This is a genomic window from Streptococcus infantis, from assembly GCF_047463175.1.
In the GTDB taxonomy this organism is placed as follows: domain Bacteria; phylum Bacillota; class Bacilli; order Lactobacillales; family Streptococcaceae; genus Streptococcus; species Streptococcus infantis_AC.
The window spans coordinates 144,992-161,120 of the sequence record NZ_JASHEJ010000001.1 but is presented as its reverse complement, the minus strand read 5'-3'; the positions used below and the strand labels follow the sequence as shown (position 1 = coordinate 161,120).

15 protein-coding genes are annotated in these 16,129 nt (G+C 38.8%); 3 read left to right on the top strand and 12 right to left on the bottom strand.

Annotated features, from left to right (window positions below; translation table 11 throughout):
- Positions 1-49 precede the first annotated feature (49 nt).
- From QM859_RS00825 to QM859_RS00790, 8 genes are read right to left on the bottom strand one after another with little or no spacing between them, the layout of a single operon-like run.
- Positions 50-652, bottom strand: a complete 603-nt coding sequence (locus tag QM859_RS00825; RefSeq protein WP_414261768.1) for a lysozyme family protein — start codon at positions 650-652, stop codon at positions 50-52.
- Entirely contained in the window at positions 652-1,626 is a 975-nt protein-coding gene (locus tag QM859_RS00820; protein ID WP_414261767.1) for a nucleoid-associated protein, read from the bottom strand. The genes QM859_RS00825 and QM859_RS00820 overlap by 1 nt, the downstream gene beginning before the upstream one ends.
- Positions 1,627-1,632: 6 nt before the next feature.
- A complete protein-coding gene (glyA, locus tag QM859_RS00815) occupies positions 1,633-2,889 on the bottom strand; it encodes a serine hydroxymethyltransferase (protein ID WP_414261766.1) in 1,257 nt (418 codons plus the stop codon).
- Complete coding sequence (locus tag QM859_RS00810; RefSeq protein WP_414261765.1) at positions 2,886-3,332, bottom strand: GNAT family N-acetyltransferase; 447 nt, start codon at positions 3,330-3,332, stop codon at positions 2,886-2,888. Before QM859_RS00810 ends, glyA begins: the two co-directional genes overlap by 4 nt.
- A gap of 1 nt (position 3,333) precedes the next feature.
- Positions 3,334-3,936, bottom strand: a complete 603-nt coding sequence (locus QM859_RS00805) for an L-threonylcarbamoyladenylate synthase (RefSeq protein WP_414261764.1) — start codon at positions 3,934-3,936, stop codon at positions 3,334-3,336.
- The gene (gene prmC, locus QM859_RS00800) at positions 3,920-4,756 is read right to left on the bottom strand and encodes a peptide chain release factor N(5)-glutamine methyltransferase (RefSeq protein WP_414261763.1); all 837 of its coding nucleotides are present in this window, start codon (positions 4,754-4,756) and stop codon (positions 3,920-3,922) included. Before prmC ends, QM859_RS00805 begins: the two co-directional genes overlap by 17 nt.
- On the bottom strand, positions 4,756-5,835 hold the full coding sequence (prfA, locus tag QM859_RS00795) for a peptide chain release factor 1 (RefSeq protein ID WP_414261762.1): 1,080 nt from the start codon (positions 5,833-5,835) through the stop codon (positions 4,756-4,758). The genes prmC and prfA overlap by 1 nt, the downstream gene beginning before the upstream one ends.
- Before the next feature lie 2 nt (positions 5,836-5,837).
- Entirely contained in the window at positions 5,838-6,422 is a 585-nt protein-coding gene (locus QM859_RS00790) for a thymidine kinase (RefSeq protein WP_414261761.1), read from the bottom strand.
- A 123-nt stretch (positions 6,423-6,545) separates the two neighbouring features.
- On the opposite strand from QM859_RS00790, the gene QM859_RS00785 reads away from it, so the two are divergent.
- Both QM859_RS00785 and mnmE read left to right on the top strand, forming a co-directional pair.
- Entirely contained in the window at positions 6,546-6,728 is a 183-nt protein-coding gene (locus QM859_RS00785; RefSeq protein WP_001117400.1) for a 4-oxalocrotonate tautomerase, read from the top strand.
- Between the two features lie 124 nt (positions 6,729-6,852).
- Positions 6,853-8,226 (top strand): tRNA uridine-5-carboxymethylaminomethyl(34) synthesis GTPase MnmE, encoded by a 1,374-nt coding sequence (gene mnmE / locus QM859_RS00780; protein WP_414261760.1) that lies wholly within the window; start codon positions 6,853-6,855, stop codon positions 8,224-8,226.
- Positions 8,227-8,513: 287 nt separating this feature from the next.
- On the opposite strand, the gene hemH is transcribed toward mnmE, so the two are convergent.
- Complete coding sequence (gene hemH, locus QM859_RS00775; protein ID WP_414261759.1) at positions 8,514-9,608, bottom strand: ferrochelatase; 1,095 nt, start codon at positions 9,606-9,608, stop codon at positions 8,514-8,516.
- 154 nt (positions 9,609-9,762) lie between these two features.
- Here hemH and pepT point away from each other — a divergent pair, with 154 nt between their 5' ends.
- Positions 9,763-10,986 carry a peptidase T gene (pepT, locus tag QM859_RS00770; protein WP_414261758.1) on the top strand — a complete coding sequence of 408 codons (1,224 nt, stop codon included), beginning with the start codon at positions 9,763-9,765 and terminating at the stop codon, positions 10,984-10,986.
- 26 nt (positions 10,987-11,012) lie between these two features.
- On the opposite strand, the gene QM859_RS00765 is transcribed toward pepT, so the two are convergent.
- From QM859_RS00765 to QM859_RS00755, 3 genes are all read right to left on the bottom strand, one after another.
- Positions 11,013-14,081, bottom strand: coding sequence for a pneumococcal-type histidine triad protein (locus tag QM859_RS00765; protein ID WP_414261757.1), 3,069 nt, complete (start codon positions 14,079-14,081; stop codon positions 11,013-11,015).
- Between the two features lie 7 nt (positions 14,082-14,088).
- Positions 14,089-14,991: a metal ABC transporter solute-binding protein, Zn/Mn family gene (locus QM859_RS00760; RefSeq protein WP_414262182.1), complete on the bottom strand. Its 903-nt coding sequence runs from the start codon at positions 14,989-14,991 to the stop codon at positions 14,089-14,091.
- Positions 14,992-15,206: 215 nt separating this feature from the next.
- Positions 15,207-16,118, bottom strand: a complete 912-nt coding sequence (locus QM859_RS00755) for a bifunctional riboflavin kinase/FAD synthetase (protein ID WP_025170344.1) — start codon at positions 16,116-16,118, stop codon at positions 15,207-15,209.
- Positions 16,119-16,129 lie beyond the last annotated feature (11 nt).

Sequence of the window (16,129 nt, the reverse complement as noted above, 5' to 3'; positions counted from 1 at the left end):
CTCGATAATCCAAAGACAATTGAGAGGCTAGGACTTTTATCCCAGCCTCTTAAAATAGATTAAAAATTTTCATAATATAAAGATTTAGCTGAACCTGTCTAGAGTAATAATAGTTTCCCCCGTCCACATAAAGTTCTCCACCCTGAAAAATAGAAATGGGATTGATGTAGCGATAGGTTTTCCCTGTTGTATTTCCTAATATAGGCGCAACTGTATCTCTGGAGTATTGCTTAGCTAGGAAAAGAGTATTCTTTTTCCCATTCTGGGCGATAAAATCGATATAAGCAGGCCCAAAATTATAAGCTTGAATGGCTGTCCAGACATCCACTCCTTTTTCTTGAGCTAGATAGAGATTTTCTGTCAAGGTTTGAACCCCTTGCCGAATACTACTTGCATTATCGTTTATGGTATCAGTAGAGCCACTAGCAGATTCACTTGACTGCATCACGTCTCCTTCTTTACCCTTAGTTTCTGTATAAATCATGGCGAGCACAAGCTCTTCGTTTGCTGGGGTATCTCTTTCATTCAAGATTTCGCGAACCATGGGTTGGTAGGTCATGACTTGTTTGACATCCTGACGAATCAGATAAGCTTTATATCCAGCGAAAAGGAAGACTGCTAGTACCAGCATTCTTCGTATAAATTTAAACATTATTTATTTTTTATATCCTCGATGTTTTTGATTAAGATAGAATAGGTTCCATTGTCGTTTTGAATGAACTCAACTGATTCCGCATCTTGATAGACATTGTTTGGTACGATGAGTTCAATTCCGTTTGACAACGAAAGTTTCTGATTCTCAAATCTCTTTAACTGACGACTGGCATCAATCTCATCAAACTGTACTGGCTCTGGTACTGTTTCTTTGACCTGGTCAATGAAGCTAAGTCGAGCAGTAAGATTATTGTCAAAAAGATCATTGGCTAATTTTTCTGGAGAGAGCTCATTATTCTCTTCAAGATTATTGAAAATTGCTGATTTTACCTTAGATTGAAATTGAAAATCATCTGTGTTAAAGGTTTCGGCAATCTTTTGAGCCGTTTTTTCTAGTTCCTTAATGGATTTCTTAGGTGAAATCTTTGGTTGTTCTTGGATAAGATTCTCAGAAAAATAGTTTAAAAAGGCTCCATTATACTTGATACGTTTTTCAATCAAGTGATACTTGCGACTTTGAAGATTAACAACTAGGGCTTCATCTGCTCCAGTTCCAAACCCAGGTAAGTTGTTTTGAGTCAGCCTGATAGGATTATCGACCTCTCCACCCAAGTGTGTCAAGGTTTCACGCAATGCAATTCGTAGAAAGGCAAAGTGGTCTACTCCCTCTTTTGAAAACTGGACAAAAACCAAGTCATTAGTCTTTTGGTTTTCAGATACAGAGAATTCCTCTTTCCAGAGATTAGCAATTGTAACAGATGTTCCCATTAAATCTTCTGTGATGTGATTGAAAAAAGGATTATCCTCTTCAAAAATACCAGTTTTGGCATCATCCGAATACACACGCTCCACTTTTTTACGCAAGTATTCCTCGATTTTAGGAGTGATATTGAGAAACTTATCCGCCAAGAACAACTCTGTGTCATCAGGGCTGAACTGATGGATAATGGCTTTCTTAATATAAATATCCATAAAATATTAGTCCTCATATAATGGGAAGGCATCTGTCAAGGATTTGACTGCACTTCTCACTTCTTCTAAGACAGCTTCGTTTTCTGCATTCTTAAGGGCTTTAATAATAAGTTCAGCAACTTGACGGCTTTCTTTTTCACCAAAACCACGAGCAGTAATTGCTGCCACTCCGATACGAATACCACTTGTCTTGAATGGCGACAATGTTTCGTAAGGGATTGAGTTTTTATTAAGGGTAATGTTGACCTCATCCAATAAGTTTTGGGCTACTTTTCCACTTTCTACAACCTTGGTTACATCAACAAGGAAGAGGTGGTTTTCAGTACCACCAGAGATAATACGGAAATCAGAATCTTGCAAGAAGACATCTGCCATGGCCTTGCTGTTCTTGATGACATTAGCAGCATATTCTTTAAAGGCTGGATCCAATACTTCTTTAAAGGCTACAGCCTTAGCAGCAACAACATGCTCTAAAGGACCACCCTGAATACCTGGGAAAATAGCGGAATTAATTTTCTTAGCAAGGTCTTCGTCGTTCGTCAAAATCAACCCACCACGTGGTCCACGAAGAGTTTTGTGGGTCGTTGTCGTTGTGATATGTGCGTATGGAACTGGATTTGGGTGAAGACCAGCTGCAACCAAGCCAGCAATGTGAGCCATGTCGACCATGAGTTTTGCGCCCACGGCATCCGCAATTTCACGGAATTTTGAGAAATCAATAATGTGAGAATAGGCTGAGGCACCAGCAACGATAAGTTTTGGTTGCACTTCTTGAGCTTGTTTCAAGATGGCGTCAAAATCCAATAGCTCTGTCTCTGAATCAACGCTATATGAAACAAAGTTATAGGTTTGACCTGAGAAGCTGACAGGAGCTCCGTGAGTCAAGTGCCCACCCGCAGCTAAATCCATCCCCATAACCGTATCACCTGGCTCAATCAAGGCCATGTATGCTGCACAGTTAGCTTGACTTCCTGAGTGAGGTTGGACATTGGCAAATTTAGCACCAAAGATTTCTTTCGCACGTTCAATAGCTAGACTTTCGATAACATCCACTACATCAGTACCACCATAGTAACGACGTCCAGGATATCCTTCAGCATATTTATTAGTCAAGATAGAACCTTGAGCAGCCATAACAGCCTTAGATACAACGTTCTCTGAAGCGATTAATTCAATATTATTTTGTTGGCGTTCCTCTTCTTTGGCAATGGCATTCCAAAGATCAGCATCATAAGCTTTAAAATCTTCTTTGTCCAAAATCATAGGTCTTCTCCTTTAATTAACTTAATAAATCGTTTCTGCATTTTATCACAGGTATAACCAACTTTTTCGTAGAAAGTATGAGCGCCAATACGATGGTCTGCAGAGTTTAAACGTATAAACTCATAACCCCGTCTTTTTGTTTCTTGCTCCAACCCTTCAAGTAAAGCTTTACCTATCCCCTTCCCTTGTCTTTGAGGTAAAACTGCCAAGGCCAAGATATTAAATCCTGCCTTGGAATAGAGAGATTCGTAGACTTCAGCATGAACGTAGCCAAGGAGTTCATGACTAGTATCATCCTCATAACCAAGTAAGAAGTGATGGGGGTCTTGAGACAACTTAGCTAGTTGACTAGCCGTTTTCTCAGGGCTAAAATCATAACCTAAAGCATCTTTGTTAATCTCATGAATCGATTCAACATCTGTTGCTTTCAAATCACGTAGCATCTTATACCTCCTCAAAAGGAATTTCGGGTATCTTGGCAAGGATATCTTCTCGAGTTATCGAACCTTGGCGTAGAATTCTTGCCTTACAAGCAGTCAAATCTAAAATAGTCGAATCTTGACCTGTCAAAAAAGCATCATCTTCTATCCCAAGAACCTCTTGTCCGAAGTCTTTTAAAAATTCTTTAAAGCTAGCACCACTAGCTTGACCCGAAATATTTGCAGAAGGGCCGATTAAGGGACCAAACTCACGAATCAATTCTAGTGTTATAGGGTGACTGGGCATGCGAAATCCAACAGTCGTTAAGTCTGAATTGACCCAGTAAGGGACCTTGTCATTAGCTTCTAGGATAATGGTCAATGGACCAGGAAGAAAACTATCAACAAGTTTTTGTAAATAAGGTGGCTGATTCTTAGAAAAGTTCAAGATATCGTCTAGATGAGCAACATTGAGATTAAGTGCCTTGTCTCTTGGACGACGTTTTAGCTGGTAGACATGGTCAACAGCCTTTTTATCCAATGCTTTTGCAAAGAGACCGTAAACTGTCTCAGTTGGCAAAACTACTGCTCTACCTTTTTCCAACTCTTGCTTAATTTTCTCCATCATCAATGACTACCATCCTATCTTGGCCAAATTGGTCTTTAAGCGTTCGAACTCGTTTCTCTGGAAAATTTTTCATAAAGAGATCCGGTACACTTTGACCTTGTTTGTAGCCAATTTCAAGATAAATCTTACCACCATCATTTAGATAGTCCTTGGAGTCTTCCGCTATTCTACGGTAGATAGATAGGCCATCCTCGTCAGCAAAAAGTGCCAAATGTGGTTCTGAATGCAAAACATTCAAGCCAACTTCTTCTTGATCTTCACGAGAAATGTATGGTGGATTGGATACAATTATATCATATTTTGAAGAAATTTCAGAGAAACAGTCAGATTTGATAAAAGAGAGATTTAGATTTTGATCGTTAGCATTCTCCATCGATAAGTCTAAAGCATCCTGTGAAATATCCGCAGCTGTGACCGACCAATCTGGTCTGTTTTTAGCTAAAGCAAGGGCTATTGCACCGCTTCCTGTTCCGATATCCAGAACTTTGAGATTGTCCTTTAGATTCTCGGCTAGGATGAGCTCCACCAACTCTTCTGTCTCTGGGCGGGGAATTAAAACCCGCTCATCTACTTTTAACTGCATCCCAAAGAATTCAGCATGACCAATAATGTACTGGGCAGGTATATGTGCTGCCAATTTTTTGTAGATTTCCTCTACAAATTGCTTCTCTTCCTCTGTTACTTCTTGCTGAAGGGAAAAGACAAAGTCTGTAAAAGATAGTTTTTTTTGGCTACGATAGACAAAGGAGAGGCTTTCTGCTTCCTCTCCTTGTACTATCAACTTTTCCTCAAAATCTTTAAAAATTTGAGCTAATTTCATTATTTGTTTAATTCTTCCAATTTTTGTGTTTGGTCATAAAGAACCAAGGCATCTACAACTTCATCCAATTTACCAGCTAGAATTGTATCAAGTTTTTGTAGAGTCAAACCGATACGGTGGTCTGTTACACGGTTTTGTGGGAAGTTATAAGTACGGATACGCTCTGAACGGTCACCAGTACCGATAGTAGACTTACGTTCAGCATCTTGTTCATCTTGGGCAATCTGTGCAAAGTGGTCTGCCACACGCGCACGAATAATCTTCATGGCCTTCTCACGGTTTTTCTGCTGGGTACGTTCTTCCTGCATCTCAACCTTGATATTGGTTGGCAAGTGAACGATACGAACAGCAGTTGCAACCTTGTTGACGTTCTGTCCACCAGCACCAGATGCGTGGTAGATATCAACACGAAGGTCTTTTGGATCAATATCGTACTCTACTTCTTCTACCTCAGGCATGACAAGGACAGTTGCTGTCGAAGTATGAACACGACCTTGGCTTTCTGTCACAGGGACACGTTGCACACGGTGGGCACCTGACTCGTACTTAAGCTTAGAGTAAACTGACTGACCTGAAACCATGGCAACCACTTCTTTGAAACCGCCGACACCGTTCATTGAGGCTTCCATAACTTCAAAGCGCCAGCCTTGGGCTTCAGCATATTTTTGGTACATGGTTAGAAGGTCACCAGCAAAAAGTGCTGCCTCATCTCCACCAGCAGCTCCACGGATTTCAAGGATGATGTTCTTATCATCGTTTGGATCTTTAGGGAGGAGTAAGATTTTCAATTTTTCTTCGTACTCTTCTTTTTCTGCCTTAGCATCCTTGAGTTCTTGCTTTGCCATTTCTTCCAAGTCAGCATCTCCACCAGACTCTTTAATCATTTCTTCAGCATCAACGATGTTTTGAAGGACTTGTTTGTATTCACGGTAGGCTGTTACGGTATCACGAGTTGAAGCTTCTTCTTTTGAAAGCTCCATGAAACGCTTGGTGTCAGAGACCACATCAGGGTCGCTCAGCAATTCTCCTAATTCTTCATAACGGTCTTCTACAGTTTGTAGTTGATCATAGATGTTCATTCTTATTGATTCTCCTTATTGATTTCAGGGGCAAAATAATGTTTACGGCAAACCGAGATATAGGTTTCATTACCACCTATCTGGATTTGTTCACCTTCATAAGTGGGTTTCCCATCTAGTGTTCGTAGTACCATGGTCGCCTTTTTCTTACAGTACTGGCAGATGGTTTTGATCTCATCAATTTTGTCTGCTAGTAACAATAGATGTCTAGATCCTTCAAAAAGTTCATTACGAAAGTCGTTCTTTAAACCAAATGCCATAACAGGTATATCTAACTCATCTACAACACGCGCTAGGTCGTAAACATAGTGACGCTTTAAAAACTGGGCTTCATCAACAAGAACACAGTAGGGCTTTTCAGGTAAATCACGAATAAATCCAAAAATATCCGTAGTATCATCGATAGCAACTGCTGGTCTTTTCATCCCAATTCGACTTGAAACATAGCCAACACCATCTCTCGTATCAAGAGCTGAAGTCATGATGACAACACTTTTGCCTTGTTCCTCATAGTTATAGGCTACTTTAAGAATCTCAATGGTCTTTCCTGAATTCATGGTCCCATAACGATAATACAACTGTGCCATGTTTCTATTTCACGTCCATTTCTAATTTTTTGCTACATTCTAGTATATCATATTTTCTCAAAGCTTTAAATGGCAAATTATGGTAAAATAAAAGAAATCATTTAGTGAGTGGAGGGAACTATTATGCCATTTGTACGCATTGATTTATTTGAAGGACGCACTCTTGAGCAAAAGAAAGCTCTAGCAAAGGAAGTAACTGAAGCTGTTGTTCGTAACACTGGAGCACCCCAGTCTGCTATTCACGTTATTATTAACGATATGCCTGAAGGAACTTACTTCCCGCAAGGGGAAATGCGCACTAAGTAAAGCTTAAGCGATACGCTTAGGCTTTTCTTTATAAGTGGCATTCGTTGAATAAATAACTTTATTTTGTTACAATTTTAAGAGATATTAGTAAATAAAAGGCTTCAATTTTTAAAAAGGAATTAACATGATTACACGTGAATTTGATACCATTGCTGCAATCTCTACACCTCTTGGTGAAGGAGCCATTGGTATTGTCCGCTTGAGCGGAACAGACAGTTTTGCCATTGCGCAAAAGATTTTTAAAGGCAAAGACTTGAGCAAAGTTTCTAGCCACACACTGAACTACGGCCATATTATTGACCCTTTGACTGGTAAGGTTATGGACGAGGTTATGGTAGGAGCTATGAAGTCTCCAAAGACCTTCACTCGCGAGGATATTATCGAGATTAACACCCACGGTGGGATTGCCGTAACCAATGAAATTCTGCAGCTGGCTATCCGTGAAGGGGCTCGCATGGCAGAACCTGGAGAATTTACCAAGCGTGCCTTCCTCAATGGTCGTGTGGATTTGACACAGGCTGAGGCAGTGATGGATATCATCCGTGCTAAGACTGACAAGGCCATGAATATAGCAGTCAAACAACTAGATGGATCCCTGTCTGACCTTATTAACAATACTCGTCAGGAAATTCTCAATACCTTGGCTCAGGTTGAAGTTAATATTGACTACCCTGAGTATGACGATGTAGAAGAAGCCACTACTGCTGTTGTCCGTGAAAAAACTATGGAGTTTGAACAACTCTTGACCAATCTTCTAAAGACAGCCCGTCGTGGTAAAATTCTCCGTGAAGGAATTTCAACGGCCATCATTGGTCGTCCCAACGTTGGGAAATCGAGTCTCCTCAACAATCTCCTGCGTGAAGACAAGGCCATTGTAACGGATATTGCAGGGACTACTCGAGATGTCATTGAAGAATATGTCAATATCAACGGTATTCCACTGAAATTGATTGATACTGCAGGTATTCGTGAAACGGATGATGTCGTGGAACAAATTGGTGTTGAACGCTCCAAGAAAGCCCTCAAGGAAGCTGACTTGGTTCTACTGGTTCTAAATGCTAGTGAACCTCTGACTGCTCAAGACCGACAACTTCTTGAAATTAGTCAAGATACTAATCGAATCATTCTTCTCAACAAAACTGACCTGCCAGAAGCTATTGAAACAGAGGAACTTCCAGAAGATATCATCCGCATTTCAGTCCTGAAAAATCAAAACATTGATAAAATTGAAGAGCGAATCAATAATCTATTCTTCGAAAATGCGGGACTTGTCGAACAAGATGCCACTTACTTGTCTAATGCCCGTCATATTTCATTAATCGAAAAGGCTGTTGAAAGCTTACAAGCAGTTAACGAAGGTCTTGAACTGGGTATGCCAGTTGACCTTCTTCAAGTAGATTTGACTCGCACCTGGGAAATCCTTGGAGAAATTACTGGTGATGCTGCGCCAGATGAACTGATTACCCAGTTGTTTAGTCAATTTTGTTTAGGTAAATAACATAAAAACTAGGTCATAAAAATGCTAGTCACCTAAAAAGAGGTTGGGACAAAAAGATCCCGACCTCACTTTTTATTATCAATCATAATTTGACGCGGTAGCTGATTGAACTTTTTGTTCGTCTTTTAGACTCCAAAAAGCTCCTAATCATCCTCGCGGGGCTGGGACTACGAAATCAAGACTTTGTCTATCGATTTCTGTCCCACCGCCTTTTCTTTCACCTTCTAAGTATATCCTACCTTAGCAGATGTTTGAAACAAAATTTACCAGTTCTTTTCTATTTTCACTTAGTCTTTAGGTAATTTGCCAGCTTTTTCAAGCATTTTTTTGATTAAATAGGGCATCTTGACATTTTCACGACCTTTTTTCTCAATTAATTTTTTAACAAATTCTGGCATTTGTAAGTCTTGTGATTCATCTAAAATATTCTTAGTTTCCTCCGAAGGGACTAATTCATCAAAGGTTTCTTCTTCTGGGAGGAATTCTCTAAATTCTTTATGTTCATTAGCTCGGATAATATTGACCAAGGCATCAATCAAACGAGAATCTGTATTTGGCATTGGTGGACGATGGTAGTTCACCTCCAATTCCTGACACAAGTCATGACATTCCACATCGTTGTCAAACAAGACTTCAATATGCTCACTGATAAAACTAATAGGCACAAAAATATAATGCTCTGGATGTTCTTCCTGTTCTCTAAGATACTCCAATACATCTGGTTTAATCCAAGGAATACCAATATCACTTTCGCTCTGCCAAGTGTTGATATATTGCTCTGGTTTCAAACCTAATTTCTCAGCAATTAACTTGCTATTTTCGAAAATCTGGTCGATATAGGGATCGCCAAAATCCAAGGCAAAAATGGGCACACTGTGGGCAGAAAAGATGACTTTAAAGCTATCTTGTTTCACTTTTTCTTTTAAAATCTTAGCAATTTCAGCTGTCCAATAGTTTAATAGTGCTTCTTCTTGATACCAGTCCCTAATAACTAAAAACTGAATTTGTTTGCTTTCTAAAAATTTCTCATAGCCCATAACAGAGTAGAAAGAATAATGGGGCTCCAAAATCAAGCAAATACACTGCTCAATACCGTCTGCTTCCATCTGACCAATCACATCTGGAATAAAGGGTCTAGAAAACTTATTAGCAAAATAGACACTGTATTCATTTCCTAATCTAGCTTCTACCAAAGCAACCTCTTCACGGGTAATTTTTTGCAGAGGAGTTCCTCCAATTCGTACATAATTGTCATAGAGGGTTTGAATCTCGTGGTCTTGAGGTCTCACCCCACGACGAATATTTGTGAAAAAATCAGCCACACCTTCGAAGGTAATCTCTTCTGGGGAACCGAAAGTCATCATTAAAATTGCTTTTTTCATAACTGCTTCCTTGTGATATTTTTATCTTTTCCATTGTATCACTAAACCAATAATAAGTAAACGCTAACATAAGGCTGTTATCAACTTTCCAAATTTTGTTTTTCTCTTCTTTCTATGATACAATGGTTTTAAAGAAGGAAAAAAAGGAGTTATGATGAAATACCCTACATTACTAGAGCGTTTTTTGACTTATGTCAAAGTTAACACACGTTCAGATGAACACTCAACTACTACACCAAGTACTCACAGTCAAGTAGACTTTGCGACTAATGTTCTTATCCCTGAAATGAAACGTGTTGGTTTGCAAAATGTCTATTACTTGCCAAATGGTTTTGCTATTGGTACTCTTCCAGCTAACGATCCTAGTTTGACTCGTAAGATTGGTTTTATCTCACATATGGATACAGCTGATTTTAATGCTGAAGGGATTAACCCTCAAGTTATTGAAAACTATGATGGCGGGGTTATCGAGCTTGGTAATTCTGGTTTCAAGCTTGATCCAGCAGATTTCAAGAGCTTAGAGAAATATCATGGACAAACGTTAATTACGACAGACGGTACTACCCTTCTCGGTGCTGATGATAAATCAGGAATCGCAGAAATCATGACAGCTATCGAATACTTGAACGCTCATCCTGAGATTAAACACTGTGAAATCCGTGTCGGATTTGGACCTGATGAAGAGATTGGTGTTGGAGCCAATAAATTTGATGCAGAGGACTTCAATGTTGACTTTGCTTATACAGTCGACGGTGGACCTCTTGGTGAACTTCAATACGAAACCTTCTCTGCTGCAGGTGCAGAACTTCACTTCCAAGGTCGTAATGTTCACCCAGGAACAGCTAAAGGACAAATGGTTAACGCCCTTCAGTTAGCGATTGATTTCCACAACCAACTTCCAGCTGGTGACCGACCAGAATTGACTGAGGAGTACCAAGGATTCTACCATCTAATGGATGTTTCGGGTACTGTTGAGGAAGCGCGTGCCAGCTACATCATTCGTGACTTCGAAAAAGAAACCTTTGAAGCGCGTAAAGCTGCTATGCAAGCTATCGCTGATAAGATGAACCAAGAACTTGCTAGCAATCGTGTAACCTTGACTTTGACAGACCAGTATTACAACATGAAGGAAGTCATTGAAAAGGATATGACTCCAATCACCATCGCTAAATCAGTAATGGAAAGTCTTGATATTACACCAATTATCGAGCCTATCCGTGGAGGAACAGATGGTTCTAAGATTTCCTTTATGGGAATTCCAACGCCGAATATCTTCGCTGGCGGTGAAAACATGCATGGCCGTTTTGAATATGTCAGCCTTCAAACAATGGAACGTGCAGTTGATACCATCATTGGTATCGTATCTTACAAAGACTAAAAAAGAAGTAGCATTGCTACTTCTTTTTAACTTACTTCTTTGTCACTTATTTCAGGACTTGTAGTTGTTGAATGTGAGCCTGGTTCTACTTGCTCATCAGTGCTTGCTTGACCTGGTGTTTCTTGTTTTGCTTCAACAGGTGTTTCTTGACTTGGCGTTGCTTTAGCTCTAAGCTCTTGATTTAACAAGACTATTTCTTGGGCAACTGCTAGAAGAGCCTGCTTATCCTTACTTGCTGCTGCTAGTTTATCAAACAAGGCATCTACTTTCTCAAAGTCAGCATCTGAACCATTATTCATCTCTAAATAGCTATGAAGGGCAATGATACCATTATAAAGCTGTTGATAGAGAGCCACAACCTCTGGGTCTTGTTTCGAATTATCACGTTCATTTTGGATTGTTAGTGAAATACGTTTCAAAAGATCTTGAACCTGTGTATTTAATTCATCAAGGTCTGCGTCTTCTTTCTCCAAAGCAGCCTTCAGATTTTTCACTTCGTCAGAGAGTGAAGCTTTAACCCCATCCTCATTGACTTGATTCACTAATTCTTCAGCTTTTGTTAGTAACTCTCCTACTTGCCCTTTTAAGACATGGTTACTTTGTTCCTCAGGTTTGAGATCATCATACAAACCTTTCAAGAACTCATAGACTGCAGTTTTAGCACTATGTCCATCCACTTTTTCTGTATCTAAGATTGTTTCAGAAGTCTTGCTTGCAACTGGCTCATTTTTCAGTGCTTCCTCTACTTCCAGTTTTGTTTGATAGATTTCTGGGAAGAGTTTGTTCAAGTCGGTTGCCTTAAGGAAGGATTGTGACTGATAAAGTGTCCACGTTAGGTTGGCAACTTTATTTCTAAGAGTGTCATTTAAGCGACCGTCAGATAGATGTTGGTAGAAATACTTGATGTATTCTACTGTTGTAACTCCAGTACGGTCATTAAAATCTTGCAAAGCTTGTAACTTAGCTTCAACTGCATCTAAACCTGCTTCATCTTGGGCTAGTTTGCTTTCCTGTAATTGTACCAAGAGATCCTTCTTAGGAAGTCCATAAGCATCTGTGTCTAAGGTATTAATCTTATCTACTAAAGCTTGATATTTCTTGTCTAAAGGACTGATTTCTGTTGGTTTGACACTTGAGTCAATGTGAATATACTGCTTATCAAACAAATCCAAAGCTGCCAAATAACCTGCAGTAGAGTTGGTTGATAGCTTCTTCATATTCTCAGAAAATTGCCCCAAAGCAAGTTCAATCTGTCTTTGTAAAATTGGTTTATCTTTATAAACTTCGCGACTTTCTGCCAAGAGTTGATCAATCTTATACTGGACTGCTTTTTCATCAAAAGCACCAGGTTGGTAAGTTGACTGTAATGCAGGAATTTTGTTTTTCAAAGCGACTTCATAACCTTTGGTTTGAACCTTGATGTAGTGGTTATGGTCACCATGAGGAATGACGAAACTACCATTTTCAACCTGCAAGCTATAAGGAGAGACTCCATCACGTAGAGCGGTTGTATAGAGTTCATTTAGGAAATCAAGCTCTGCATCTCCAGTTTGAATCGGAATACGAACGTGTTCCTTACGAACGGCGTAAGGGTGAATGTGAGTTGGGTCATAGTCTTGATCAGGATTACCAAATACAAAGAATCCATTTGAGATACGAATGGCTTCTAGCGGTACACCGTAGGTCTTAGCAATGTACTCCATTTTTTCTTTATCACTGGCATCTCTAGAAAATGCTTCTACATCTTTTGCAAGAGGTTTAACAGACTCAGTTTTATGACTGTTTAAATGTTCTTGAGCAGCTTTAATCTGATCTTTTGTTAAATCTTTTTTAAAGAAATAGTGGTTATGATCTCCATGAGAAACGACAAATCCTTTTTCATCTTCACTTATCACCCGATCTGCTGCAAAACCATGATCGTGCTCTTCCTCATGATGGTGTTCTTCTGGTTTTTGACTACTATGGTTATCTGGGTTAGTTTCTGAATGTTTATTTCCGTACAAGTGATCTTGTGCGGCCTTGATTTGAGCAGGGGATAAATCTTTTTTAAAGAAGTAATGATTGTGATCTCCATGGCTCATAATAAAACCTTCTGAATCTTCACTTATAATTCTATTTGCATCAAAACCATGATCGTGTTCCTCTTCTTCATGGTGAACATGTGGTAACGGATTATTTGGTGTAGAATTAGAAGGACTTTCTAAGCTTGGAGTGTTAGATTGTGCTTGATGATTGTTAAGAGATGATTTAGGGATATAGTGATAGTGGTCCCCATGTCGTACGATATAAGCATCGCCAGTATCTCTGACAATATCATTAGGGTTAAAGACATAACCATCATCTGCTGCAGTAACACCATTATTCGGTGTCAGTGACAAGGGTTGACTGAGAGCTGAACTATTGCCAGATAAATAAGCCTTTGCGGCAGCTAATTCACCCGCTGACAGATCACTCTTAGGAATATAATGGAAGTGTCCTCCGTGGGGAACGATATAAGCATCTCCTGTATCTTCAATGATATCAGAAGCGTTAAAAACATAACCGTCATCAGTTGTATAACGTCCTTGAGCTCTAGCTGCCACAACTTCCTTAGAATCATTTTTTTGGTCAGATGTATGCCCTTGTTTTTGTTTTTCAATTTGTTCTTTGGTTCGAATATTTTCAGCTTGACTAGCATTTTTTAGGTAGACATAATATTTTCCATCAACTTTGATGATGTAACCACCTTTAATTTCGTTAACGATGTGTTCATCACGCAATTGATAACTTGGATCTTTCATGACTAGTTCTTCACTAAAAATCGCATCGAAAGGAACTTTACCATTATAGTAATGGAAATGGTCTCCGTGAGAAGTCACATATCCCTGATCAGTAATTTTCACAACAATTTGTTCGGCCTCAATGCCTTCCTTTTTGCTAACTTGATCAGGAGTCAAATTTTCGTTCTTTTTAGACTCATTGTTTTTCCCATCAACATAAGATACACGATTATCTTCCTTCTTCTCTGCTTCTTGGTGCTGATTTAAAACATAAGCACAAACACTAAGCGCAATAACTACTGCTGATCCAGCTAAATATTTCTTTGTTTTATTCATAATTTCCTCATTTCAATTCTTCTGCTAGTATTGCAATATCCTCTTCTAAATTATCTAAATAAGACTTATCATTTTGTGGGTCTGCCTCTAAAGGATTTAGAGTTTTAAGACTCACACCTGTTGACTTGATAAGCGTTTCAGCTACTTTAGACGAAGCATTGCTCTCTGTAAAAATAGTTTTAACTTTATAGGTCTTAACAAATTCTTGTATTTCAGTCAGTTGTCTTGGGCTTGGTTCTTGATCAGGAGAAATACCAGCAATACCAAGTTGCTTCAAGTCAAATCTCTTTGCTAAATAAGAAAAAGCAGTGTGTTGTGTCACAAACGTTCTTTGCTCCACTTTATCGAAGATAGGTTTATATTTATTTGTTAACTCATGAGCTTGATCAATAAACTTCTTCGCATTCGACTGATATATTTCTTTATTCTCACTATCTAATTCTGATAATTTATCAGCAATAATTTGTGCTTCCTCAGCTACCTTTTCAGGGTCTAACCAAGTATGGGGATCATAAAGACTTTTCTCATCCACACCTTTTCCTACTTCTATATCTTCTAAGCCAGATACTCTATCCAAGGTCATACCCTCAGATGCTTCTAGAACCTTAACCTTGGACTTTTTTAGACTTGGATCTAAACTACCCGCCCAAGACTCTAAGGTATGAGAATGATAAACAAATACATCCGCATCGTAGATAGCTGCAATATCATTTGCTGACGGTTCATAAGAATGAATGCCTGAACTAGACTGAATCATTCTTACATCATTAAGATCACCAGAAACTGCTTTTACCATAGAATATACAGGATAAAAACTGGTAACTATTTTCATTCCATGAGATTCTTTGACATCATTTTGCTTATCTTGACTACAAGCTCCTAAAAATAAGGCAAGTACCGAAGATAGCATACCTATTAGTATTTTCTTTTTCACTAGAACTCCTTAACTAGTATTTAACCATTTAATTAACTAGTAAATATTCTACTCCTAAAAAAATAGGATGTCAAGCTAGAAATTTAATTTTTCCCAAAATTTTACCAATAGAAAAAATAATTCTAAAACTCTTAATCGACTACTTTTGAAAAACAAAAAGCTCGGACAATCATCGGAACTTTTTGATTCTTTTATTTTCTTGCCGCTTTTTCATCTTCTTCGAGTTGTTTGACCAGTTGTTCAATACCGTCAAATTTTACCATATCTCGGATACGATCTAACCAATAGACGGTCACTGTTTCGCCATAAATATCTTCATCAAAATCAAAGATATTCACTTCAAAACGCTCTTCCTCTCCATCAAAAGTAACGTTCTTCCCGACACTGGCCATTCCTCGATAGAGTTTTCTCTTGATTTCGATATCAACAGTATAGACACCATCTGCTGGCATATAAGTACGATCCAAGAGCACGAGATTGGCAGTTGGATAACCGATTGTTCGACCGCGAGCATTGCCATGTACGACTATTCCTCTTGTAGGAAGTGGACTTCCAAGCAGCTGACCTGCTTCTTTCACATTCCCTTCAAGGATAGCTTGACGAATACGAGTAGAGCTAATCTTTCCTTTTTCATCTTCTACAGGAGGTACTACGACTACTTCTCCATCAAAGATTTCTTTTAAATCTTCTGCTGATTTTCTATCTGAACCTAAACTATAGTCAAATCCAACTACAATGGTATCTGCTTTAACTTCTTTGACAAAGGTATCTACAAACTCTTGAGCTGTCATATTAGCGATACGACTTGAGAAGTCCATTAAATAAAGATTTTCGACACCAGCTCGTTTAAACTTGCGTTCACGTTCTTCTGCATTCAGGATATGAAGTAAATTTTCTGGTGAATAGGGTTTTAAGGTTAATTTTGGTGATTCATGAAAGGTAATTAAAGCAACGCTTAATCTCTTCTTAGCAGCAATTTCACCAGCAATACTAAACAATTTTTGATGTCCTAGATGAATTCCATCAAAATATCCTAAAACGAGGACTGTTGGACCTGGTGTTGCAATGTCTTTTTCAGTTTTTATAGGTATTGTTACAATCATAGTCATATTAT

What these genes read in the sequence shown, in the direction of transcription:
- QM859_RS00825 (WP_414261768.1), bottom strand. Translation starts at nt 652, where the DNA reads ATGTTTAAATTTATACGAAGAATGCTGGTACTAGCAGTCTTCCTTTTC.
- QM859_RS00820 (WP_414261767.1), bottom strand. Translation starts at nt 1,626, where the DNA reads ATGGATATTTATATTAAGAAAGCCATTATCCATCAGTTCAGCCCTGAT.
- glyA (WP_414261766.1), bottom strand. Translation starts at nt 2,889, where the DNA reads ATGATTTTGGACAAAGAAGATTTTAAAGCTTATGATGCTGATCTTTGG.
- QM859_RS00810 (WP_414261765.1), bottom strand. Translation starts at nt 3,332, where the DNA reads ATGCTACGTGATTTGAAAGCAACAGATGTTGAATCGATTCATGAGATT.
- QM859_RS00805 (WP_414261764.1), bottom strand. Translation starts at nt 3,936, where the DNA reads ATGATGGAGAAAATTAAGCAAGAGTTGGAAAAAGGTAGAGCAGTAGTT.
- prmC (WP_414261763.1), bottom strand. Translation starts at nt 4,756, where the DNA reads ATGAAATTAGCTCAAATTTTTAAAGATTTTGAGGAAAAGTTGATAGTA.
- prfA (WP_414261762.1), bottom strand. Translation starts at nt 5,835, where the DNA reads ATGAACATCTATGATCAACTACAAACTGTAGAAGACCGTTATGAAGAA.
- QM859_RS00790 (WP_414261761.1), bottom strand. Translation starts at nt 6,422, where the DNA reads ATGGCACAGTTGTATTATCGTTATGGGACCATGAATTCAGGAAAGACC.
- QM859_RS00785 (WP_001117400.1), top strand. Translation starts at nt 6,546, where the DNA reads ATGCCATTTGTACGCATTGATTTATTTGAAGGACGCACTCTTGAGCAA.
- mnmE (WP_414261760.1), top strand. Translation starts at nt 6,853, where the DNA reads ATGATTACACGTGAATTTGATACCATTGCTGCAATCTCTACACCTCTT.
- hemH (WP_414261759.1), bottom strand. Translation starts at nt 9,608, where the DNA reads ATGAAAAAAGCAATTTTAATGATGACTTTCGGTTCCCCAGAAGAGATT.
- pepT (WP_414261758.1), top strand. Translation starts at nt 9,763, where the DNA reads ATGAAATACCCTACATTACTAGAGCGTTTTTTGACTTATGTCAAAGTT.
- QM859_RS00765 (WP_414261757.1), bottom strand. Translation starts at nt 14,081, where the DNA reads ATGAATAAAACAAAGAAATATTTAGCTGGATCAGCAGTAGTTATTGCG.
- QM859_RS00760 (WP_414262182.1), bottom strand. Translation starts at nt 14,991, where the DNA reads ATGCTATCTTCGGTACTTGCCTTATTTTTAGGAGCTTGTAGTCAAGAT.
- QM859_RS00755 (WP_025170344.1), bottom strand. Translation starts at nt 16,118, where the DNA reads ATGATTGTAACAATACCTATAAAAACTGAAAAAGACATTGCAACACCA.